Origin of the sequence: Bacteroides eggerthii (assembly GCF_025146565.1) — a bacterium.
Taxonomy (GTDB): Bacteria; Bacteroidota; Bacteroidia; order Bacteroidales; family Bacteroidaceae; genus Bacteroides; species Bacteroides eggerthii.
In genome coordinates, this window is record NZ_CP102258.1 from 4,172,508 (window position 1) to 4,196,585 (window position 24,078).

Annotated in this window: 13 protein-coding genes and 1 tRNA gene; 9 read left to right on the top strand and 5 right to left on the bottom strand. The window is 40.0% G+C overall.

What is annotated here, in order from left to right; translation table 11 throughout:
- Window positions 1–323: 323 nt before the first annotated feature.
- A complete protein-coding gene (locus NQ546_RS17195; protein ID WP_004288489.1) occupies window positions 324–4,298 on the bottom strand; it encodes a hybrid sensor histidine kinase/response regulator transcription factor in 3,975 nt (1,324 codons plus the stop codon).
- A gap of 570 nt (window positions 4,299–4,868) precedes the next feature.
- On the opposite strand from NQ546_RS17195, the gene NQ546_RS17200 reads away from it, so the two are divergent.
- The 5 genes from NQ546_RS17200 (at window position 4,869) to NQ546_RS17225 (ending at window position 14,854) form a co-directional block, all read left to right on the top strand.
- Entirely contained in the window at window positions 4,869–8,030 is a 3,162-nt protein-coding gene (locus tag NQ546_RS17200; RefSeq protein ID WP_004288488.1) for a SusC/RagA family TonB-linked outer membrane protein, read from the top strand.
- A 16-nt stretch (window positions 8,031–8,046) separates the two neighbouring features.
- Window positions 8,047–10,119, top strand: a complete 2,073-nt coding sequence (locus NQ546_RS17205) for a RagB/SusD family nutrient uptake outer membrane protein (RefSeq protein WP_004288487.1) — start codon at window positions 8,047–8,049, stop codon at window positions 10,117–10,119.
- Between the two features lie 377 nt (window positions 10,120–10,496).
- On the top strand, window positions 10,497–11,789 hold the full coding sequence (locus tag NQ546_RS17210) for a Gfo/Idh/MocA family protein (RefSeq protein ID WP_004288486.1): 1,293 nt from the start codon (window positions 10,497–10,499) through the stop codon (window positions 11,787–11,789).
- 275 nt (window positions 11,790–12,064) lie between these two features.
- The gene (locus NQ546_RS17220; protein ID WP_004288484.1) at window positions 12,065–13,486 is read left to right on the top strand and encodes a Gfo/Idh/MocA family oxidoreductase; all 1,422 of its coding nucleotides are present in this window, start codon (window positions 12,065–12,067) and stop codon (window positions 13,484–13,486) included.
- 27 nt (window positions 13,487–13,513) lie between these two features.
- The gene (locus NQ546_RS17225) at window positions 13,514–14,854 is read left to right on the top strand and encodes a 3-keto-disaccharide hydrolase (protein WP_004288483.1); all 1,341 of its coding nucleotides are present in this window, start codon (window positions 13,514–13,516) and stop codon (window positions 14,852–14,854) included.
- A 360-nt stretch (window positions 14,855–15,214) separates the two neighbouring features.
- Here the strand turns inward: NQ546_RS17225 and NQ546_RS17230 are convergent.
- Window positions 15,215–15,287: transfer RNA gene (locus NQ546_RS17230), tRNA-Arg, on the bottom strand.
- Window positions 15,288–15,502: 215 nt separating this feature from the next.
- Between NQ546_RS17230 and asnA the strand changes: the two genes are divergently transcribed.
- Window positions 15,503–16,540, top strand: a complete 1,038-nt coding sequence (gene asnA / locus NQ546_RS17235) for an aspartate--ammonia ligase (RefSeq protein WP_004288482.1) — start codon at window positions 15,503–15,505, stop codon at window positions 16,538–16,540.
- A gap of 130 nt (window positions 16,541–16,670) precedes the next feature.
- A complete protein-coding gene (ung, locus tag NQ546_RS17240) occupies window positions 16,671–17,333 on the top strand; it encodes a uracil-DNA glycosylase (RefSeq protein WP_004288481.1) in 663 nt (220 codons plus the stop codon).
- A gap of 9 nt (window positions 17,334–17,342) precedes the next feature.
- Here the strand turns inward: ung and NQ546_RS17245 are convergent, their stop codons facing one another.
- From NQ546_RS17245 to NQ546_RS17255, 3 genes are all read right to left on the bottom strand, one after another.
- Window positions 17,343–20,075 carry a putative LPS assembly protein LptD gene (locus NQ546_RS17245; RefSeq protein WP_004288480.1) on the bottom strand — a complete coding sequence of 911 codons (2,733 nt, stop codon included), beginning with the start codon at window positions 20,073–20,075 and terminating at the stop codon, window positions 17,343–17,345.
- A gap of 79 nt (window positions 20,076–20,154) precedes the next feature.
- Window positions 20,155–20,691 (bottom strand): HD domain-containing protein, encoded by a 537-nt coding sequence (locus NQ546_RS17250; protein WP_004288479.1) that lies wholly within the window; start codon window positions 20,689–20,691, stop codon window positions 20,155–20,157.
- A gap of 1 nt (window position 20,692) precedes the next feature.
- Window positions 20,693–22,408: an ArnT family glycosyltransferase gene (locus NQ546_RS17255; RefSeq protein WP_004288478.1), complete on the bottom strand. Its 1,716-nt coding sequence runs from the start codon at window positions 22,406–22,408 to the stop codon at window positions 20,693–20,695.
- Window positions 22,409–22,501: 93 nt separating this feature from the next.
- Here NQ546_RS17255 and NQ546_RS17260 point away from each other — a divergent pair, with 93 nt between their 5' ends.
- Both NQ546_RS17260 and NQ546_RS17265 read left to right on the top strand, forming a co-directional pair.
- Complete coding sequence (locus NQ546_RS17260; protein ID WP_004288477.1) at window positions 22,502–22,879, top strand: GtrA family protein; 378 nt, start codon at window positions 22,502–22,504, stop codon at window positions 22,877–22,879.
- 98 nt (window positions 22,880–22,977) lie between these two features.
- Window positions 22,978–23,925, top strand: coding sequence for a glycosyltransferase family 2 protein (locus NQ546_RS17265; RefSeq protein ID WP_004288476.1), 948 nt, complete (start codon window positions 22,978–22,980; stop codon window positions 23,923–23,925).
- The last annotated feature ends 153 nt before the right edge of the window (window positions 23,926–24,078 follow it).

Here is a 24,078-nt window from a genome sequence, read left to right on the forward strand (position 1 = left end):
TCTTTTTACGATCCATTTTCTTTGTATCCAAACCAGTCGAAGTCGGCATAATTTAAATGTTTTATTGGGATTTATTCTCGGTCATTTTATATTGTCTTGCTGCTAACAAAGATAGAATACGTAAAATTAGATTAGATTAACAGATATACTTAATTCATCATTTTTTATAACCACGCCTATATTTATGTACTATATTCATTCATTTTTGTCACATTACTCAATACCAACAGCAAACTATCCCCTTTTTTTTAAGATAGGAAGAGTAGTTTGTGTTCTAAAAGAAAAATGAGTAATATTAGAAAGTGTGTGTGTTTTAAATAATGTTACCTGTTTCTATTTGATTGTGCATATTCCATAGGAGAAAGGCCATACACTTTCTTAAAGGCGCTTGAAAAATGTGTCTGACTGGTAAATCCTACCGCATAAGCTATTTGGGTTATTGAAAGATCTTTATTTTCTAATAACACGGTAGCTTGTTGAAGGCGCAGATTGCGAATAAAATCGCTAGGAGCGGTTCCTGTCATTTCCTTCATACGTCGGTGCAAATGAGTACGACTGATCCCGATTTCTTGCGTAAGCATCTCTACATTAAGATTAGGGTTGCTCAAGTTCTCATTTATAATGTTCATAATACGTTCCATCAATGCCTCATCGTTTCCTTGCAATTCGACCGGGGCTATTTTCCCTTCCTGAGTCTGACTACCCGAATACTTTCCTTTTAGCCGCACACGATTAGCTATCAGATTGGTTATAAGCACCATCAATTCTTCCGTATTAAAAGGCTTGCATAAATACCCGTCCGCTCCTTGTACCAAGCCTTCAATCCGGTTGGAAAATTCAACTTGAGAAGTCAGCAAAATAATGGGGATATGACTAGTATTAGCATTCTTTTTCAATTCTTTCAGCAGTTGGATGCCATCCATATTGGGCATGATAACATCTGAAATGATTATGTCCGGTTGTTGAGTAATCGCTTTTTTCCGTCCTTCTACTCCATCTATAGCCACATCTACATGATAATATGCAGCCAGGTTGTCTTTTAAAAAGCTCCGTAGTTCATCATCATCATCAATTACAAGAACACTATAATTAGTCTTTCTATATTTTACTTTTTCCCGGGATGGATGGTAAGGAATATATTGGTCTGCCATTACGCCATGTGGAACCAAACCGGTTTCCACCTTTACCATTTCTTCCTTTTTCAAATGTTTGCACCCCAAAGGGAGGTGTACCACAAAACGGCAACCTTGAGTATCCGTCCTATTTTCAGCAAAAATGATACCATGATGCAATTTCACAAGCAGTTGGCATAGGTTTAATCCGATGCCGAAACCCAAGGAGTGCATAGTATGGCTACCATCGCCTTGATAAAAACGATTGAAGATTTTTTTCAGTTCTTTTTCATTCACTCCCTTGCCCGTATCTGAGATAGAAATCTCCATATACTTTTGCAAAAGGCCGGAGCTTTTCGGATTACTGCCGGTTTTTACTTCTATGCAGATGACACCATTTTCAGGCGTATATTTAAAAGCATTTGAAAGCAGGTTGACCAGCACCTTATCAAAATTATTCGGATCAATCCACACCGTTGGAAGTTTTTCCGGAAATTTTGTTTCCAAACTGATTTTTTTCAGGCGTGCCTGCTCTGCAAATACAAGAAGCAGTTCATTGACAAACGACCGGATATCAACCTCCTCACAAAGAATAGGCATCTGGCCTTTATCAATCTTCCGTACATCAAGCAACTGATTAATAAGGTTTAAAATACGGCCGGTATTATACTTGATTGTTAACAGCATTTTATTAATATCCGGCTCACACTGCATTCTCTGCAATTTCTCCAGCGGACCGAGGATAAGAGTAAGCGGTGAACGTATCTCGTGTGCAATATTGATAAAAAACTGCAACTTCATTTCACTAATTTCCTCCTGTTTTTTCCGTCTGTAAACTGTATATAACAAATAGCCGGCACAGATAACCAACAAAATATAAACAATTTTGGCACCAGTACTCAGATACCAAGGCGGGATAACATGAATCCGTACGGATCTTATCGGTGAATGAAATCCATTTTCGCAAGCACGTATTTGGAGGGTATAATTCCCAGGAGCCAAATGGTGGTATTGTATCCGGTTTTCGCCAGGCTGTGTCTTATTCCAGTTTTCATTGAATTCCTCAAGCCGATATTCATAAAGGACATTTCCAGCATCACGAAAGTCCATTGTTGAGACCATGAATACGAATGTATTATCCATATAAGAAAGATTGAAACAATCAGCATGGACCAATTCTGTATCAACGACCCGTTTATTTCCCGAGCATGTCTCCATAGTCACTTTCTGATCCCGAATATACATATCGGTAATGAAAGGTGGAGTGTCCGGTTTTATTAACTGAATATCATCAGGATTAAAGCCGGTAATTCCCCTATTTCCTCCGAAATAAATTTTTCCTTTTTTACTTTGAGTATAACGTCCTTCTAAATATACCTTTTCTTGCAGTCCATTCCCTGTATAATAGTTAACAACTTGTTTTCCGTCTACAAGGATATGGCAAATTCCCTGTATGGTGCTACACCATAAATTACCATGTTTATCCTGCACTAGTCCACAGATAACATTATCTGGGAGTCCCTGTTCAGTAGTGATAACCGAATATTGATTGTTTTGGGGATTATAATGAACTAGCCCATTCTTAGTACCCATCCAAATCGTATGGTCCTTTCCTTCAATAATTGTATAGAAAGAACTGGACTTTATTTCTGGTTCAAAAGGTAAGTCTAGAAATCTTTCGTTCCGGGTATCATAACAGCTTATATTTCCAAAATGTCCGAACCAGATTCTATCTTCAGAATCGCATAAAATAGAAATGATCCAATAATTTGTAATATTATTTTCTCCTTTAATAGGATTCTTCCTTGAAAGTAGTTGATACTTTCCCGTAGGCAAATGATATTGCAAAATACCCTCTCCTAAAATAGCTGCATACAAATTTTTATGCTTATCTTCTGTAATACATCTTATGCTGAAATCCCCCTGTAATGGATATTTCAATTCCAACTTTCCTTTTTTTCGATTAAACGAATACAGTCCTTTTCCATTGATTCCCACCCAAAACACACCGTCACTATCTTCAAACATTGAAAAGACAACCCCATCCGTATAAATATGGCGGGAGATATTACCATTACAATCCAGTTGATAAATACCATTATCTTCAACAGAACACCACATAGTATCTGTTTTATCGCAATAGAGCGCATTGAGCCATCCCGGCATATCGGAAAGCATGATGGGCTGGTTCCAAAAAGAAAAAAGCAATGGTTTATGAGGCAGCATCAGAAAGCCCTGGTATAAACATCCAATCCATAAGTTCTGCTGTTTATCTTCGAAAAGGCTACTAACCTTAGCCTGATTGATATTTATAAATGAGCTTTGAATGCCATCTGCATCTGTAATTTTCTTGTCTCCACGCTTTATGCAAGTGATTCCCTGTCCATAAGTACCCAGCATAATGTCTCCATTAGCAGTGATTACAACAGAATGGAAACGGATATTCTTCTTTTTTCCGGAATAAGGAAACGGCACAAGCTTGTCGTTTTCTTGATCCCACAAGAAAACAGTTTGTGCGGTAACCATAAAAACCCTCCGGTCATAATCTTCGAGTATATTACGCACAGCCATATTATTTAGCGGATATATTTTTTCTTCCTGACCGGTGGAATCGATACGGACTATGCCTTGCCGGTCAGTTCCCAGCCAGAGTTGTCGCCGGCTGTCTTCAAAGAGGCAAGTTACAAAAGGCGGATGAAAAAGTTTACTTTCAGTTATAACAGGATGTGCCACCATTGTTTGAATGTCCACGGAAAAAATGCCCACATCAGATACATTACATAAAATTTCACCCGTATTCCGTTGAAAGATACCGGTAATTCGCCCTTTTGCCTTTATAGTATGGAGAGTGACTGTCTGGAAACTGTCTTTTTCCGGAAGGTAACGTTGCAAGCCGTTGGCTGTGCCTATCCAAAGATTATTTTCATCATCAATATATAAGGAGTGAATTTCATTATCGGCCAATGAAGTGGAATCTTGTTTTGCATGATAATAAGACACAAACTGCGAACCGTCAAATCTGCGAAGTCCGTTTCTTGTACCAATCCATAAATAATTGTTTTGATCCTGACATAATACATTTATACATTGGCTGCCTATTGTTGCTTTATCGTAAAAGATTGCATTTTGTGCAAATACTGATTGTGTAATACAAAGCAATAAAAATATCAGTTGCTTTTTTATCATAGTTTATAGATTTTTTCTCACGACAAAGTTATGTCTTTTAAAAAACAAACTGCCTTCCTACACCTAAAAAAAAGGATAAATTGCTATTTTTTTTGAATAATGTGACAAAAATGAATGAATATAGTACATAGATGTATGCATAGTTATAAAAGCTGACGAATTAGACATATCTGTTAATCCATTTTAATTTCACGTTCTCTATCTTTGTAATACAATAAAACACCAAGCAAACAGAAATTAAAGATGTAAGTATTTCTTAGTGAGAATAAAAATAACGAGTTAATTAATCAACTATAACATTTTAAACATGAGACAGACATAATTTTCACACATTCATTAGATGATTACGTGATACAGAATCTCTGCCATACGAGATTTTGTTTGTTCTTTAACAATATTGTTAATTTATTTATATTTACACCAAAATTCACCTATAAAAAGTTTAACAATATTATTTCCTCTATTTCCTTGATGAAGCATATTTTATCATGGAAATTATGTAACATTTTATAGTGACAAAAATGTTACATAATATATATTTTTATATTAACTAAGTTTTTTTAATTAACGATGAAAAACACTATTTTTTATTTTAAACAATTGATATTGTCATTTTTGCTTTGTTTTGTAGCAATATGGGCAAATGCGCAAAATCAAGTTGTAAAAGGTACAGTAAAAGATGTTTTAGGAGAAGCTGTGATTGGTGCCAACGTAACTGAAGTTGGTACTACTAATGGTACTATTACAGACATTAACGGTGATTTTTCTTTGAATGTTTCTCCCAAAGGAAAACTTCGAATTTCTTTCATTGGTTATCAAGTACAAACCGTAGATGTTGCCGGACGAAAAAGTTTGGAAATAGTATTAAAAGAAGATACTGAAACTTTGGATGAAGTGGTAGTGGTAGGTTATGGTACTGCCAAAAAACGTGATCTTACAGGAGCTATCACTCAAGTGAAAGCCGAAAATTTGATGGCTACTGCACCTACTAATATACAAGAAGCTTTACGAGGTAAGGCTGCGGGTGTTATGGTAGCTGGTGGAGGACTGAATGATACACCTATGATTCGAATTCGTGGAAACCGTTCTATTTCAGCCAGCAATGAACCTTTGTTTGTTATAGATGGTGTACCTGTAAATGGGGGCTCTGATGTATTAAATCCCTCAGATGTTGCATCCATTGAAATTTTAAAAGATGCTTCAGCTACAGCAATTTATGGAGCACGCGGTGCCAATGGTGTTATTTTGGTCACTACTAAAAAAGGTGAAGTTGGAAAAGTTAATGTTGAGTACAATGGATACCTTTCCATAGGTAAGGTGGACGAGTATCGTCGTGTACGCAATGGAGCAGAATATTTGGAATATTTACGTGAAGCAGACCGTAATTATATATATGATGGCGAAGGCGGTTATTCTATAGATCCTAGTTGCACTTATCCTTCTATGACTCCTAATTGGGAATATGATCAAAGATTGGAATATGTAGGTTCACGCGATATTTCTGGGTATGTTTTGGAGTCTGTAAAACGTGCATGGGAAGGTGGAACATATGATCCGTCAAAACTACGTACTTTTGACTGGCAAGGTGCTGGTATGCGTGATGAAACAATTTCGCAGAACCATAATATTAGTATTCGTGGTGGAAACGAAAACACCAAAGTCTTCATTTCAGGTTCCTTTATGGACAATAAGGGTATCACGCCGCGCTCTTATCGTAAGCGCTATACGCTACGTATGAATTTGGACCAAAATTTAGGCAAATATATTACCATGGGAGCTACAACCAATTTTGCTTATTGGGAATATTTCAATGGTACCGGAGTTGGAGGTAATTGGAATCCTCTTGGCACCCCGTACTATTCTCCAGGTGGTAGTGGTGATTATGGTGTAGGGGGTGATATTACTCAAGATGGTGACCCTGCATTGGGATTAGTACCTCATCCAACTGGTGAAGGAATGCTATGGAATCCTTTTTATGATTTTACGGGAACAGAAGGTAAGACTAAAAGAAACCGTATTGATGCTACTCTTTATGCCATGATTAAACTGAATAATGGTTTATCTTATCGTGTTAATTTTGGTACTGATTATTATAGTGGACAAGAACAAATGTTCTATGCTAAAGCATCAACTTCACAAGGATTTGGTAATGCTAAGGCCGAGCAAAAAGCAGTTTTTGATAGAGGTTGGACTTTGGAACATATTCTTTCATATGCCAAAACCTTTGGACAACATAGTCTGAATCTAACAGCAGTACAATCAGCCCAAAAATTTACACAGGAACCTCTTACCGCCAGTGGTGTAGGTATTCCTTTGGAATCACAGTTATATTATAATCTAGGTAGCGCTACGACACAAGGCGTTACCAGTAATTTTACCCAATGGACCTTGATGTCATGGATGGGGCGTGCAATTTATGGTTTTAAAGATAATAGATATATGGTAACGGCTTCTTTACGTTATGATGGTTCTTCTCGGTTAGCCGATGGGCATAAATGGGTAGCTTTTCCATCAGTAGCCGTTGCATGGCGTATTTCTGATGAATCATTTATTAAAGATAATATTAGTAATATTAGCAATTTAAAACTTCGTTTTGGTTATGGTAAGACTGGTAACTCTGCTGTTAATCCTTATGAAACAGTTGGAAAAATCAGTAGCAGTCGTTATACGTGGGGGAACATAGGAGCTTTAGGTTATGCACCAAGTTCGCTTTCTAATAAAGTATTAGGTTGGGAAACAACCGGACAGTATAATGTAGGTCTAGATTTTGGATTTTTCAATGGGCGTATTTCTGGTAGCATTGAGTGGTATAAACAAAATACGTATGACTTGTTGATGCCACGTGCTCTTCCAGAAGTCTCAGGCTTTGGCAGTATTACAGAAAATGTTGGAGAGACTGAAAATAAAGGTCTTGAAGTTACATTAGAAACAGTAAATTTCCAAACAAAAGATTTTGCTTGGACTACTTCACTGCAATTTGCGACCAATAAAGAAAAGATTGTAAAATTAGCTAGTGGATTAAAAGAAGATGTTGCCAATATGTGGTTTGTTGGTCATCCTGTAGATACTTTTTATGATTATGTAAATACGAAATACGTGTGGGGATATTCTAAAGAGGATATGACAGAGATGGCAAAATTCAATGCTAATGGACATTCGTATAAACCTGGTGATTTACGTTTTGTTGATTTAGATGGTAATTATAAAATTGATGCTTATGACCGAACTTTTCGTGGACAGAAAATGCCTAAATGGACAGCTGGTATGGGAAACACATTCCGTTATAAAGACTTTGACCTCTATATCTTCATGTACGGTATGTTTGGGCATACTATTTATTGTGATCCGGGAGTAGGTCACGACGGTCGTATGAATACTCGTTATGCAGATTATTGGACGCCAGAGAATACTCAAACCCAATTCAGGAAACCTTCTAAGGGGGATGCTGATCAACCTAATAGAGAGGCTTATTGGTATAATAAAGGAGATTTTGTTCGTATTTCAGACATAACTTTGGGTTATAGTCTTCCGAAAAGTATCATTAAATATGCAGGATTGGAAAGGGCACGTTTCTATGTACAGTTACAAAATCCTTTTACTATAACAGGTTATCCTAATAATGACCCGGAAGGTTCTGTTAAGGCAGGACGCACATGGGATCGTAAACAAGAAGCATATAGTGATCCAATAACGATGAGAAATTATATATTTGGTATTAATCTAACTTTTTAATCAATAAATAATAAATATGAAAACTCATTTCAAGCATATACTCATTGTAGGCCTGTTAGGATTTAGCCTAACTTCGTGTTCGGATTTCCTAGATGAGAAAGGTTATAATGCAGACTACAGTCATTATGAGACAGCGGCAGGTGTAGAGTCTCTTGTTGCATCATGTTATCAGAATGGACGTAGTATGTTCTCTACATCTAACACCCCTTCAGGTATCATTTTCCAAGAGATAGGTACGGATATGTATACTATTGGTGGTGATGGAGGTACAGATTTTGCTCTCTATACCTCTACGATGAATCCCTCGAATGAAACTTTCTCAGCTTTTTGGACCAGTTGTTATAATGGGGTAGCACGTGTCAATTTAGGATTACAATATCTTGCTTCAAATACAGAAATGAAAGAAGATATAAAAAATATTCGTGAAGGAGAATTAAAATTTTTACGTGCATATTACTATTCAGTATTAGCGATTCATTATGGCGATTGCCCACTAGTGTTAGAACCAGTAGATCAACCGACATTTAATTTTACACGTGCACCTCAAAAAGATGTTTGGAAGCAAATTATAGACGATGCTACTGATGCTTATAATTTGTTACCTTGGGCAGATGCCGAAGGTAAGGTAACCGGAGATTATGGACGTGCAAGTAAGGGTGCAGCTGGTCATCTGTTAGCAAAAGCTTATATGTTTCGTTATAGTCAGAAATGGGCAGGTAGCCAGTCCGATACTCATATGAATGAAGAACGAGGGGGCGAGAATACAGATCTTGACAAGGCGATTGAATATGCAAGTGCTGTATGCCATTTCGGTGCTGAAGCTGGAAGTGGAAGTTTACATAACTTAGCTCCAGATTATTCTGACTTATGGCGTTTTGACCCTAAGACAGGTGGTCCTACTCCTGATGACTATGCAGGTTCTGAAGTATTATTCAATATTCAATTCTCTACTGATCATTTTTATAATAATCAATTAGCTACGGATGTGAATACAGGAGGAAACTGGCTTCATATGATGTTTACTAGCCAGGCAGAAGGTATGCCTCTGAACACTGTAAACGGAAATGGCTCTGAAACAGTAAAATGGGGCATAAGCAATGGTATTGGACGAGATCTTATAACAGGACGTCCTTGGAGAAGAGCTTCACCTACTCCCTTTCTATACGAGGATAATGGATTGTATGGTCCTCAATATTATAAGAGTAATAAACATGGAAAACTAATAGATGCACGCTTATATAAATCACATATTTGGGTATATTATTGTAATTCTGAACCGAATGTTCCTTGGGAGAGTTTTTCTAATGCAGTTGGTAATTTTGATCCTATTAATATTGGAAAAATAAAAGGTGAAAATCGTTATACTATAGGGGATACTGCAATTGTATTTTCTATGGAAGACGTAAATAAGCGTTTTTCAACAGGAACAAGATCTGAAAAATTAGCTTATGCACGCGCTATAGAACCATATTGGTATATACCGATGCAATCAATTAATAGGCCAGGATTGAATGAAAGAGGGGATCGTGATGGTATTAGAAATACTTATCCTTCATTGATTAAATATTTAGATAGTCGACGCACATCGGCTAATGATCAAAGTGGTTATCGCGATTATTTCTGTTATCGTTTAGCTGAAACATATATCATATTGGCGGAGGCGTTTGCCTTGAAAGGAGATTATGCCAATTCAGCTGCTGCTTTGAATATAGTACGTGAACGTGCAGCATGGAAAGAGGGTGAAATGAAAACGCCTAATTTTTATAAATATGATGGTGGAGATCCTGCAGACATTAGCAAATCTACTATTGAGGATATGAAAGTATCGGCTGATTTTATAAGCCAAATGGATGAAGAAGAAAAACTTATATTTTTCTTAGATGAATATGGACGTGAAATGGAAGGCGAATTGCATCGTTTTGAACAATTAGTTCGTAATGGCGCAGATTTCTTTGTGAAAAGAATAAAAGAACGTAATGAACTTGCTAGAGAAAACATAAAACCTTTCCACCGTTTCCGCCCTATTCCACAAAAACATATAGATCGTTTGGAACCAGCTGATCCAAATCCACAAAACTATGGTTATTAACAGTACAGGTATAAAGATCATATCTCAGGGGTAACACTTCGACATGCCGTTCTCGTATTCTGAGAACGGCATCTTGAAGTTTTTAAATGACATATAGTAATTTACAAACGCTCCAATTATGGCCATAAAAAGGTAAAAGCAAATGACACCTATTCATAATATATATTCAAAAGCTCTTGAAGAAAAGCTCTAATATTAAAGTACCCATCAGAATGATGGATAGGATAGTCTTAAATTAGAGGTAAAGAAAAATACCATCAAGAAATATGGAATTATGCATTATAGGAGTCTTTTGCATATTTATCATAGCATAATATTTTTTAACATAATTACTATTCAAATAAACGACCTTATTAATTTTTACAGATACCTAGATTATGAAAGATGCATTGATTAACAGGCGGGAGTTTTTGAGAAACTTAGGAGTTATAGGTGCGGGCGCCTTATTGTCCATGAGTCCATGGCTTTCTGTTTTTTCAGAAGTTGTAGAGACATCGGGTGAAAAATGCCGTCTGGCGATTATAGGTACGGGGTCAAGGGGACGTTTCCTGATGAGTTTTTTGTTGCAGAATCCTAAGGTGGAGATTGTTGCATTGTGCGACATATATCAACCTTCTATGGAAAAAGCATTGAATCTGGTTCGGGAAGCCAAGGTATATACAGATTATCGGAAAGTCTTGGAAAATAAGACTGTTGATGCGGTATTGGTGGCCACTCCTCTTAATCTCCACTGTCAGATAGTGCTGGATGCTTTCGATGCGGGGAAGCATGTTTTTTGTGAGAAATCGATAGGCTTTACTATGGAGGAATGTTTTCGCATCTATAAGAAGCATATCAGTACAGGCAAAGTGTTTTTCACAGGACAACAGCGGCTGTTCGATCCACGCTATATCAAAGCAATGGAGATGATTCATGCAGGCACTTTCGGTGAGATAAATGCGATCCGTACATTCTGGTACCGGAATGGAGATTGGCGAAGAGAAGTACCTTCATCAGATCTGGAGCGTCTGATCAATTGGCGTTTATATCGTGAATATTCTAAAGGACTGATGACAGAACTGGCCTGTCATCAGCTGCAGATCGGGAGCTGGGCGTTGCAAGAGTTACCGGTTAAGGTAATGGGACATGGGGCAATAACTTATTGGAAGGACGGCCGGGAAGTATATGATAATGTAAGTTGCATATATGTGTTTGAGAATGGAAAAAAAATGACATTCGACTCTGTTATCTCTAATAAGTTTTATGGTTTGGAGGAACAAATCATGGGCAGCCTGGGAACAATAGAGCTTGAAAAGGGTAAATACTATTTCGAGAATGTCCCACCTGCACCCGGTTTTTTGCAGATGATCAATGAATGGGAAAATAAGGTGTTTGATTCCCTGTCTTTTGCCGGAACTAGCTGGGCTCCCGAAACAGCAAATGGGAACAATGGGGAATTCATCTTAGGTGAAAGGCCTAAGTCGGATGGTACATCCTTGCTGCTGGAAGCTTTTGTAGAGGCAGTTATTACCCGAAAACAACCCAAGCGTATAGCCGAAGAAGGCTACTATGCAAGTATGCTCTGTTTACTGGGTGACCGGGCCTTGCAAGAACAACGCACCCTTAGCTTTCCTGATGAATATAAAATAGATTACTTAAATCATCATTCTAAAGCAGATAAACAAATATGAAAGACACACTCATCACTGCACACCGGAAAAAGGTGGAACTGCTGACTTGGTTGGTATGTTTCGTTATGGCCAACTTATTGAATCTGTATGCAATTATTGCTTATAAGACTTCTTTTCTGGAGGTGCTAACATCCTTTTTTTACGTCATTATGTTTTCGTGCGTGCTTTATGTAATATGGAGTGTATTACGTCTCGTCATTTACGGAGTGCGAACCTTTCTTGTATTCCTCAAAAATAGAACATACAATAAATAACTTAATAAATACTGGAAAAATATGACAACACGAAGAGACTTTCTAAAAACAATGACAATGGCTTCTGCAGGACTGGCACTGGGAACGGGAGATCTGTTGGGAGCTCCTATTTCTGTATCGCAAAGAAAAGCTGCAGCAGATAAGGTGAAGATCGCTTATGTGGGTATTGGAAATCGCGGTGAGCAAATTATTGGTGACTTTGCCCGTACGGGTATGGTAGAAGTAGTAGCTTTATGTGATGTTGATATGGGTGCCCCCCATACTCAAAAAGTGATGAACATGTATCCGAAGGCGAAGCGTTTCCGCGATTTTCGTCAGATGTTTGATAAGGCTGGCAATGACTTTGACGCTGTGGCTATAGCCACCCCCGACCACTCCCACTTTCCTATCACCATGCTGGCTTTGGCATCCGGTAAGCATGTCTATGTGGAAAAGCCTCTGGCGCGTACATTCTATGAGGCGGAACTGCTTATGCAGGCTGCATTGAAACGTCCTAATCTGGTAACTCAGGTAGGAAATCAAGGGCATTCGGAAGCCAATTATTTCCAGTTTAAGGCTTGGATGGATGCGGGTATAATCAAAGATGTGACTGCTGTGACTGCACACATGAATAACCCGCGCCGTTGGCATGGCTGGGATTCCGGTATTTATAAACTTCCATCAGGGCAGCAGCTACCCAATGATATGGACTGGGACACATGGTTGGGAGTTGTCCCATACCACGAATATAATAAGGATTATCATTTGGGACAGTGGCGTTGCTGGTATGATTTTGGCATGGGATGCTTAGGTGACTGGGGAGCGCATATTCTAGATACGGTTCATGAGTTCTTAGAGCTGGGCCTGCCATATGAAGTATCAATGCAATATGCTAACGGGCATAACGACTATTTTTTCCCTTACTCTTCTACCATTCTCTTCCGTTTTCCACAGCGTAAAGGAATGCCGCCGGTAGATATCACCTGGTATGATGGTTTGGATAATTTACCTCCCATTCCGGAAGGCTATGGGGTGTCAGGCCTTGATCCCAATATTCCCAAAACAAATCAGGGAGACACACCGGCTGCCAAATTAAACCCGGGAAAGATTATTTATACAAAAGACCTGGTTTTTAAAGGAGGAAGCCATGGCAGTACTCTTTCTATTATACCGGAAGAAAAAGCAAAAGAAATGGCAGGCATACTTCCTGAAATACCAAAAAGTCCATCAAATCATTTCGAAAACTTTTTATTGGCTTGCATGGGACAGGAAAAAACTCGTTCTCCATTTGAAATTAACGGAGTGCTGAGCCAGGTCTTCTCATTGGGAGTAATAGCACAGCGTTTGAACACCAGACTGTTCTTTGATTCACGTATGAAACAGATTACAAATAATGAATTTGCCAATGCGATGCTGATTGGAACACCTCCTCGTAAGGGTTGGGATGAATTTTATAAATTATAATGTTACTTATTTAATAAATATACTGGTATGAAAAGAGTTTACTTATTGCTTTTGTGCTTGTTTTCTGTTTTGGTTATACAGGCTCAAAACTGGGAATATATTTTTAATGGCAAGAACCTGAAAGGTTGGAAAAAACTGAATGGGAAAGCTGAATATAAAGTTATGGATGGTACGATTGTGGGGATCTCAAAGCTGGGCACGCCTAACACTTTCTTGGCTACTCAGGAGCAGTATGGTGATTTTATCTTGGAATTTGATTTTAAGATTGATGAAGGGTTGAACTCCGGTGTACAATTGCGTAGTGAAAGCAAGAAGGATTATCAAAAAGGCCGAGTGCATGGCTATCAATTTGAGATTGATCCTTCCGAACGCGCCTGGTCGGGAGGTATTTACGATGAGGCCCGTCGTAATTGGCTTTATCCGCTGACTTGGAATCCGCAGGCCAAAACAGCCTTTAAAAGTAAGGAATGGAACAAAGCACGTGTTGAAGCGTTTGGCAACTCCATTGCCACGTGGATAAACGGAGTTCCATGTGCCAATATTTGGGATGACATGACTCTTTCAGGCTTCATAGCCTTGCAGGTACATGCTATTGCCAGTGCAGCTGATGAAGGGAAAACTGTCCGTTGGAAGAATATACGTATTTGTACTACCAATGTAGAACGCTATTTGACTCCAGTCAAAGCACCGGAGATTAATGTGATTTCTAACACTCTTTCTCCAGATGAAGTAAAAAATGGTTGGACACTTCTTTGGGATGGTAAAACCTCGGAAGGTTGGCGGGGTGCAAGAATTGATGCCTTCCCTAAGAAAGGTTGGGTCATGGAAAATGGTATTCTGAAAGTCCTAAAAAGTGGCGGTGCGGAATCAGCAAATGGTGGTGATATAGTGACAGAGCAAGAATATAAGAACTTTATTCTTAAAGTAGATTTTAAGATCACTGAAGGAGCTAACAGCGGTATAAAGTATTTTGTTAATCCGGGCATGAATAGGGGAGCCGGATCGGCTATCGGATGCGAATTTCAGATATTGGACGATGACAAACACCCTGATGCAAAATTGGGAGTGAAAGGAAATCGACAATTAGGTTCACTTTATGATCTGATTCCAGCTCCGGCAAATAAGCCTTTCAATAAGAAAGATTTTAATACAGCTATGATTATTGTGAGAGATAATCATGTGGAGCATTGGCTGAATGGAGTGAAGCTAATAGAATATACCCGTCAGAATGAAATGTGGAATGCTTTGGTAGCATACAGTAAGTATAAAAACTGGGAGAATTTTGGTAATTCGGAATATGGGAATATTTTGCTGCAAGACCATGGAGATGAAGTATGGTTTAAAAATATTAAAATTAAAGTGTTGTAGTTAATTTTATATACATAGAAAAAGGTAAGTTATTAATTTGGGTAACTTACCTTTTCACTATTTATATAGAATAAGAATGTCTGACTGTTTCAAGTAATAACTCTTTAGAACAAAAGCGCATTACTAACCCTTATTTTGGTAAATTAGTTGAAAGGAAGTGATCTATCGCGGCAGTTACGGATAGTGAACTACGGCTCGTTCATCATAAGCTATTCCAACCTAATTATCAACACATTACAACTACTCTAACTAGCCAGCAAATACAGAAACAGAAGCTAAAAATCCTTTTACTACCCGTATTAAAAAATAATACAGATATAAAAAATCCCTAATAATCTACTGATTATCAAGGATTTTTTGTGACCCCGGTGCGATTCAAACGCACGACCTTCAGAACCGGAATCTGACGCTCTATTCACTAAGCTACGGAGCCTTAATTCGAGTGCAAAAGTAGAAAAAATCTCGGCATATTCCTAATGTTCATCACTTTTTCTATCTAGCAACATTCACTTTCTATATTATTATTTTGAGAGCACTACACGAGCACATATATACATTTTGTTATTTTTTCGTTCAAAATAGCATCAATCATCAATATTATTTCTATCTTTGCCGAACAAATTAACAAATGACATATAAATAAAACCTATGAGTTACCTGATAAAACCCGAAGGATATAAACCTTTATTAGACTTAAAACAAACTGAATTAGGCATCAAACAGATTAAGGAGTTCTTCCAGTTGAACCTTTCATCCGAACTTCGTCTGCGTCGCGTCACCGCCCCTCTCTTTGTACTGAAAGGCATGGGTATCAACGACGATCTGAACGGAGTAGAGCGTGCCGTTTCCTTTCCTATCAAAGACTTAGGCGATGCACAAGCCGAAGTAGTGCATTCACTTGCCAAATGGAAACGCCTGACGCTTGCCGAATACCATATAGAATCAGGATACGGAATCTATACCGACATGAATGCCATCCGCGCAGACGAAGAATTAGGCAATTTGCACTCTCTATATGTAGATCAATGGGACTGGGAACGTGTAATTACCGACCAAGACCGTAACGTTGATTTCCTAAAAGAGATTGTCACCCGCATTTATGCTGCAATGGTCCGTACAGAATACATGGTATACGAAATGTACCCACAAATCAAGCCCTGTCTGCCACAGAAATTACATTTCATCCATGCGGAAGAACTCCGCCAGATGTACCCCAACTTAGAGCCGAAATGTCGTGAGCACGCCATTGCCAAGAAGTTTGGTGCTGTATTTATCATCGGCATCGGCTGCAAACTGGGCGACGGCAAAAAGCACGACGGGCGTGCTCCGGATTACGATGATTACACAACCTCTGGACTGAACGGACTCCCCGGACTAAACGGCGATCTACTGTTATGGGACGATGTCCTGCAACGCAGCGTTGAATTATCATCAATGGGTATTCGCGTAGACAAGGAAGTACTTCTACGCCAGCTCAAACAGGAAGGTGAAGAGAAGCGTATGGGGCTTTATTTCCACAAGCGCTTAATGGAAGACGCACTGCCACTTTCCATCGGTGGAGGCATAGGACAGTCCCGGTTATGTATGTTCTACTTACGTAAAGCACACATCGGAGAAATACAAGCCAGCATCTGGCCCGAAGACATGCGCCGGGAATGTAAGGCACACAACATACATCTCATTTAAATATTTCACCACAGAGTATACAAAGTACCGCAGAGTTTTTTAATACACTTGACAAAACTCTGCGGTACTTTGTATACTCTGTGGTGAAATATTTGTATCTTAGCACCCTAAATCACCAACACTTCCAATTATGAATGTTCAAATAGAAGATAGCTGGAAAACACATTTGCAGCCTGAATTTGATAAGGATTACTTTTATAAGTTAACGAATTTTGTCCGCGAAGAATACGGCAAGAATACTATATACCCACCGGGTAAATTAATATTCAACGCATTCAATCTATGTCCTTTCGATAAGGTAAAAGTAGTGATTATAGGCCAGGACCCGTATCATGGCCCCGGACAGGCGCATGGACTTTGTTTTTCCGTAAATGACGGTGTTCCTTTCCCTCCCTCTTTAGTAAATATCTTTAAAGAAATCAAAGCTGATACCGGAGCAGACGCGCCACCTACCGGTAATCTGACACGTTGGGCGGAACAAGGTGTGCTATTGCTCAATGCCACCCTCACTGTACGCGCCCATCAAGCCGGTTCTCACCAAAATCATGGTTGGGAAACATTCACAGATGCCGCCATCCGTATCCTTGCCGAAGAGCGGGAGCACTTGGTATTCATTCTATGGGGAGCTTATGCACAACGGAAAGGCGCGTTTATCGACCGCAACAAGCATCTGGTATTGACATCAGCACATCCTTCTCCGCTTTCCGCTTACAACGGTTTTTTCGGCAACAAACATTTCAGTAAGGCCAATGACTATTTGAGGGCACATGGCGAAGAAGAGATCAAATGGTAAAATAATAAATCAGTACCACTGAATATTACTCTGGGTCTGGCTTCTTTGTTCCCATTTTAAGTCTTGCAAAATACTTGCATTGGCACGAATGGTAAAATTGTAGTATTTCCACTGCCCAAAAGGAGAAAGGCTGGCCGACATGCTGAAACAGTGAAGATCGCGCGTTATATTAAAGGTGGTCTGCACAATCTTCTTAGCTTCAAAATCATAACCGGAATTAAAACTTACCGCCCATTTATTAGACAGTTTTATATTACCGGAAGCACTCAAGTTGTGAGTATAACGATAGGGATAGCGCATTTTCTTACGGTTGATAGGCTTACTACGATCTTCAGAGATATTAAAGCTGTAATTGAAGTTCAGAGACCATGGCATCTTGAATACTTGATACCCGTCGGCATCAACGGCCGCCTTTTCCACTTTCTTTTTAGGAATACCGTTTCCATCAGTATCAGTTTCCGCACCCTCCTCATCCGAAGCAGCTTCCTCTTCTTTCTTCTTATCGGAGTCTCTAGTACCGCTTAACTTCTCTTTCCATTTTTTCCACGTATCATTATTAAACGTATAACTGAAAGAAGAGCCATAACCTTGGAATATACCGAAACGCCCGTAAGACCATTCCGTACGGTCATTATCAACAACGTTACCATTCTCATCGAATTTATAACCGTATGTCTTGAACGAAGAACTCATGCTGAATGTATAGTTCTTACTCAGTTTCAGACGAAGATTCAATCCAAGATCACTCCAGGGGCGCGTTGCAGCAGCCATATTATAACTGATATTGGCCCCCAGTTCATCAATCAGACTAACCTTCTTTACCGTATCCTTCTTACTGCTATAATATTTCATCTCCAGATTATTGGAGATGCTGAAGGTTATGTTTCCTTGCTTACCTCTTCCCGGAACATCAAATGCTTGTCCCGAATACGGAGAATAAATGACCGTATCGCGTCTGCCGTCCGCATAATTCTTAATGTAAGAATCATAATAGCCGTAACGTGAAGAACCAAAATCCGGAGCGGCGCTTATGCTTACCGATGGAGTTATGACATGACGGATCTGTATCTTCTTTTTAGGAAAGAAAATCGGATTATACATACCGTATATCTTCGTATTGATACCCAGACTAGCATTATAATTATACACACGATGAAAACCGTAAATCGTATCAGTAGCCACTTCCCTACCGTTCGTACCATAGTTCGGGTCCCAGTCTTTCATCACCTTACGCGTGTACCAACGTTCTGTATAGCTGACGGAGGGAGTTACATTAAAATACTTGAACAAAGTAAAGGTAGCGCTGACCGGTATTTCATGCTTCATACCATTCTTCCAGTCCTTTATCAGGTTGGATTTAAACAGCAGATTATCTTTTGTCTGGATGCTATTAGTCAAACGGCCCGTATACCGTACTGAAATCTTCTCATACCATCTCTCCTCGCCTGCCGCTTTTTTACGCTTGAAGGGATAGATCGTAGATAAAGAAATATTCAAATCAGGCAAAGTAACATTAACCGAAGAGTCCCTCATAGTCTGAGCGATATTAGTAGTTGCCGCTACCGTCAGCTTTCTATCAAAAAAATAACGGGAATAACTGATACTTGAAGTTTTCGTATTCTGCGACATAGCATTCGAGTTGTACATGTTTCCAATATTAGTACGCTCGTAACTGCTGGTCGCAAAATTCACACTGGCAGAAAATGTTTGATTCGGATTGGCCTTCGCATCCTGCCTGTGAGACCAGACAATCTTGAAATCTTTGGCGACAGAGTAGTCCGGCAGCCCCTTATCACCGGTCTTGGTCACCTGATAACTCGCCTGGAACAAACCGGAGTATTTATACCGTTTAATATAATTGGATTCAGCATTCAATGCCCATGAGCCTTTCGTAAAAATGTCGGCCCTCAACTTTAAGTCCATCTTATCACTGATAGCAAAATAATATCCGCCGTCCGTCAGACCGAAACCACGACTGGAGTCATCCATGTATGTAGGCATAAGGAAACCGGATGAATAACTGCTCGAAAACGGGAAAAAGAAGAACGGCACAGCAAGCGGCAAAGGAACATCCTCCACCACCAGATAGGCAGGTCCCGTTACAACATTCTTTTTAGGACGTACTTTCGCATAAGTCATCTGCATATAGAAGTGAGGGTGCTCATGGTGGTCGCAGGTTGTGTACCGCCCGCTTTTCATATACAGTTCGTCATTAGCCCCCTTCTTTGCATTGTTTCCGGTAACATATCCTTCTCCTTGCTGACTGACCACATTACTGATCACCCCCTTTTTGCTCTTGAAGTTATAACGGATCGTATTGGTCTCATACGGAGTTTCGCCATCTTTGAAAACCGGAGTTCCCGTCTTCACGCCTAAAGAATCTTCCACTCCATGAGCATATACAGTACTGCTGTCCATATTCATGGTGATAACATCAGCAGCCAGCTCTATCTGTTGATAATTTACTTTTCCCTGTCCGTACAAATGCGCATACCCGCCTTGGGCAAACACGATAGAGTCATTTGCCTCATAGGTGACCGGTGCGTCCAAAGGCTGTTTCTTCTTCTCGGTAACAGCCAATGTATCTACTTGCAAAGAATCTCTCCGCAAAGAGTCCGTTTGCAGTCTTTCGGGCGGCACAACACCTCTCCGACGACGTTGCGAAGCAGCCTCACCGGAAAGAAGGAGTAAGACAAATAGTAGTATGAATGATATGAATGTATTTGCTTTCAATGGCGTCATTAACTAATAGTTTACGCTTGAAAGGGCAAAAGTACGTAATTTATACGGATAATCTCCCTTTTTAAAGAAATTTAGATTGCTACAAAAACAGTTCACACCAATGATCAAAGCGTTGTAAACCGGCTTCGCCATAGCGTTGTAAACTTTTTCGTGCTTTCTCTACGCTTTTTTCCTGCTCCAAATGCGTCTTAGAGTAAAACTTATCGGCAAAGCAAATTACTTGTTCCTCCATGCTCACCGGAAGCATATCCCGGTGGGGAACGGGCAGGTCCTGCTTAACGATATCTTCCAACGAAAGACCGGCTCCGGTATGCCTCTCACAAACCAGTGCATGACGAGAATAGCCTTCCGAGCGCACCAAATCCGCTCCTAAATAGCCATGGCAAATATAAGGTTTATCTCCAAAGCAATAAATTCCCTCAGCATTCGTCAGGAATATACCTATATCATGCAACATAGCTGCTTCATACAGAAAGTCTCTGTCCAAAGATAATTCAGGATGATTATCGGCAATCCACAAAGCTTTGTCGGCCACAGAACGGCTATGAGTCAGCAAAATATGCTTCAGCTCGTTCTCTTCCGGATAATATTTATCAATCAATTTTATAGAAGGCATCTTATTTTCTGCTGAATTTATAAACTATCACCTTTTTACGCATATCGCAGCTACGCAGTGGAGTACGATAAACCTCATCAAGCCGGTATGCATTCTGGTTATTCTGCAAGAACTTCTCCTGCAGTTCGTCTATCACCAATACATACCCTTCTGCAGGGTGCAACATGTCAAAGATACGCACACGATCACCCAAATAATAGTTTATGCTATAAAACTTCACCCAGTCTCCATATGAATATACCGGTTCTTCCGGCTCAAGATCATTCAGGCGGACCGCCAGATGCTTATCCGACTTCACAGCCAAAACGGTGGGCTGATAAACTCCATCCAATGCCACAAAAATACATAACATACATCCCGCCACACCATATAACAACGGTCGTGCATCCGCACACTTCAAGAGTGTATAGAGCAGGCAGGCGGCAGACATCAACGGCAAGAAAACAATCAGCCATTTCGAAAACGAAAGCGGCACCGTCTGCAAAGCATTCATAAATGCAATGTTTTCGGCAGCATGTCGGCCTGTTCCCCAAATGCTTTCAGGAACCAAGCCTAAACGTACAGTGAAGAAAGTAACGGTGAGCAACACAGCCAATGCAGCAAAAATCCATGCAGAAATTTTAAATACTTTTGCACCACGCTGCACCAACGCCAATAAGTATTCGGCAAGCAGCACCCCCATGAACGGGTAGATAGGCAACAAATACACGCTACGCTTGCTCTTAGGGATACAATAAAAGATGAAGATAGTCAGAATCACCACCCATATAAAAAGCTGCAACGGTGATTGAGAGCGGAATTTATCCCACACTTTTTTTAAGCGTTCACCAACCGAATCTCCCTCCGGCAGCACATGCATTTCTTTCCATTTCAGTCCAAACAAGGAAACAAGCAGCACCAAAGTCCAAGGAATCCACCCCCAAATCAGAGTGAGAAAGTTGTACCATAAAGGATTTTCGTGTGACTCATATGACATTTTCCGGAAAAAGCGACCGGTATTCTCTTCCAACATCAAATTGACAAACGGCTCCCCTCCCTGCTGATAAGCAGCCCAGAACCAAATACCCAAAGGTATAAGAGATAATAATCCGATGCCCAATAATGAAAAGAAAGCCTTTCCGAACGAACGTCCGCGCAATAGCTGATAGATACCGATACACAGACAAGGGAAAATAGATCCAACCGGCCCTTTTGTCAATGTAGCGCACGCCATCAGCAAAACAGCCAGCCAAGGACCCCCCTTGCAATTCTTTTCATCCCAGCGGAAAAGCAGACACAACGAGATTACGATAAGGGAAACTTGCAACATATCCAGCCGGCAAGCCACTGCTGCACGATGTACCTCAAAAGAAGATAGAAGCAAAATAGAAGTCAGGAATGCCGTCTTCACATTTTTCCGTTTGGCAACGAAGCTGAAGAATACCAATTGCATGGCAAGAAAAGCAAGCGCCGACGGCATACGTGCCGAAAACTCCGATACTCCTCCTAAAATTGACGATATAACAGCTATTGTCCAATAAAGGAAAGGCGGTTTATAGGCTATTTCTACTCCGTAATTCATCGGAAGTATCCAGTTGCCACTCTCCAACATGGTGTACGCCACTATCGCTTCACGCGGCTCCCCTTTTGAATAGAATATGGTTTCTCCTAAAAAAGGGACCAACACGAGTACACTCAACAGTGCAATGAACCAGAACGCTATCTTTTTATCTGACATATATTTCCGTTTTTATATTTTCACGCTGCAAAAATACGAATTATTCTATAACAATACCTAACTTTGCCGACTCAATGATAGCGTAAAACCAAAATGAAGCAATTAAGAAGACTCCCTGAATTTATACGTTTTGTCCTGGTAGGCGTTTTTGCAACCGCCTTGCACTATGGAATCTATTTTTTGCTGCAGAAGTTCATCAATGTCAATATAGCCTACACCCTTGGCTATGCCTTCAGCTTCATCGCCAATTTCTATCTTACCGCCTACTTTACGTTCGGTAAAAAACCGTCATGGGGAAAAGCGTTCGGTTTCGGCGGGGCTCATTTGTTCAACTACCTTTTGCACATTGGATTACTGAATACATTTCTTTGGCTTGGCCTTTCCAAGACCACTGCCCCTGCTCCGGTGTTCGCCATAGCCATTCCGGTAAACTTTTTATTAGTACGCTTTGTTTTTAAGCACAAAGGCTGATATTTTTCAATTGATCATGTTTTTAAAGCAATTTTGTTCAATACTTCTTTAAAAATAATATATTTGCGAAGCATTTATTATACATACACATTTGTGAAATGAAAAAAGTAACCTTACTGATTCCCGTCTACAACGAGGAGGCCATGCTTCCCACTCTATATCAACGCCTGATAGAACTTATCAATCGCAACAGTGCCTATGAATGGGAAATTTTATTTATAAACGACGGTAGCAGCGACAGAACGCTCGAAGTGATCCGCCGGCTCAGGCAAACGGACAGCAGGGTGAACTTTGTAAACCTCTCACGTAACTTCGGCAAGGAAATCGCTATGCTGGCAGGCTTCGACTATGCCACCGGAGACTGTTGCGTGGTAATGGATGCCGACTTGCAGGATCCTCCCGAATTGGTAGATCAGATGTTGCAATACTGGGAAGAAGGTTACGACGACATTTACGCCAAGCGTCGCAATCGCGGCGAAGAAAGTTGGATGCGCCGTCGGTTATCGCTTGCTTTTTATAAGCTCCTTCAAAACATGAGCCGGATAGACATCTTGCCGAATGTAGGCGACTTTCGCCTGCTTGACCGTCGTTGCATACTGACATTAAGACAGTTACGCGAGCAAGAGCGATATACAAAAGGGCTGTTCTGCTGGATAGGCTACCAAAAGAAAAGCATAGAGTTCGACCGCGGTGACCGCCTTGCCGGGCACTCCTCCTGGAATTTCTTCCAATTGCTCAATCTAGCGATTGAAGGAATTACCTCTTCCTCCACCGCCCCCTTGCGTATTGCCACCGTATGTGGTATCATTTGTTCCATTTCCAGCTTCATTTACGCCATCTATTTCCTGATAAAGACCGTCATATACGGCGACCAAGCAGCCGGTTTCCCCACTTTGATAGTGGTTATCTTGTTTCTGGGCGGCATCCAACTCTTTTCATTGGGAGTCATCGGGGAGTATATAGGACGCATCTTCAAAGAAACCAAAGGACGCCCTGCTTATATCGCATCAGACTACAATGAAAAAAAACTGGGATATGATGAATAACAACTAACTCTTTACGAAAGAAATCAAGATTCCCTTTTTCTTTTCTTCCACAACTGATAACTATTGATTATATTTTGCCACATATTATATATTATTCGGTGTATAAATTTGATTATCAACAAATAAGCCCACCAATTACTAATAGTGGGTAAC

Bases quoted from the DNA above. Each gene is read 5' to 3' on its own strand.
- NQ546_RS17260 (WP_004288477.1), top strand. From the start codon at position 22,502: ATGAAGCAATTAAGAAGACTCCCTGAATTTATACGTTTTGTCCTGGTA.
- NQ546_RS17250 (WP_004288479.1), bottom strand. From the start codon at position 20,691: ATGCCTTCTATAAAATTGATTGATAAATATTATCCGGAAGAGAACGAG.
- NQ546_RS17220 (WP_004288484.1), top strand. From the start codon at position 12,065: ATGACAACACGAAGAGACTTTCTAAAAACAATGACAATGGCTTCTGCA.
- NQ546_RS17255 (WP_004288478.1), bottom strand. From the start codon at position 22,408: ATGTCAGATAAAAAGATAGCGTTCTGGTTCATTGCACTGTTGAGTGTA.
- NQ546_RS17245 (WP_004288480.1), bottom strand. From the start codon at position 20,075: ATGACGCCATTGAAAGCAAATACATTCATATCATTCATACTACTATTT.
- ung (WP_004288481.1), top strand. From the start codon at position 16,671: ATGAATGTTCAAATAGAAGATAGCTGGAAAACACATTTGCAGCCTGAA.
- NQ546_RS17265 (WP_004288476.1), top strand. From the start codon at position 22,978: ATGAAAAAAGTAACCTTACTGATTCCCGTCTACAACGAGGAGGCCATG.
- NQ546_RS17225 (WP_004288483.1), top strand. From the start codon at position 13,514: ATGAAAAGAGTTTACTTATTGCTTTTGTGCTTGTTTTCTGTTTTGGTT.
- NQ546_RS17200 (WP_004288488.1), top strand. From the start codon at position 4,869: ATGAAAAACACTATTTTTTATTTTAAACAATTGATATTGTCATTTTTG.
- NQ546_RS17195 (WP_004288489.1), bottom strand. From the start codon at position 4,298: ATGATAAAAAAGCAACTGATATTTTTATTGCTTTGTATTACACAATCA.
- NQ546_RS17205 (WP_004288487.1), top strand. From the start codon at position 8,047: ATGAAAACTCATTTCAAGCATATACTCATTGTAGGCCTGTTAGGATTT.
- asnA (WP_004288482.1), top strand. From the start codon at position 15,503: ATGAGTTACCTGATAAAACCCGAAGGATATAAACCTTTATTAGACTTA.
- NQ546_RS17210 (WP_004288486.1), top strand. From the start codon at position 10,497: ATGAAAGATGCATTGATTAACAGGCGGGAGTTTTTGAGAAACTTAGGA.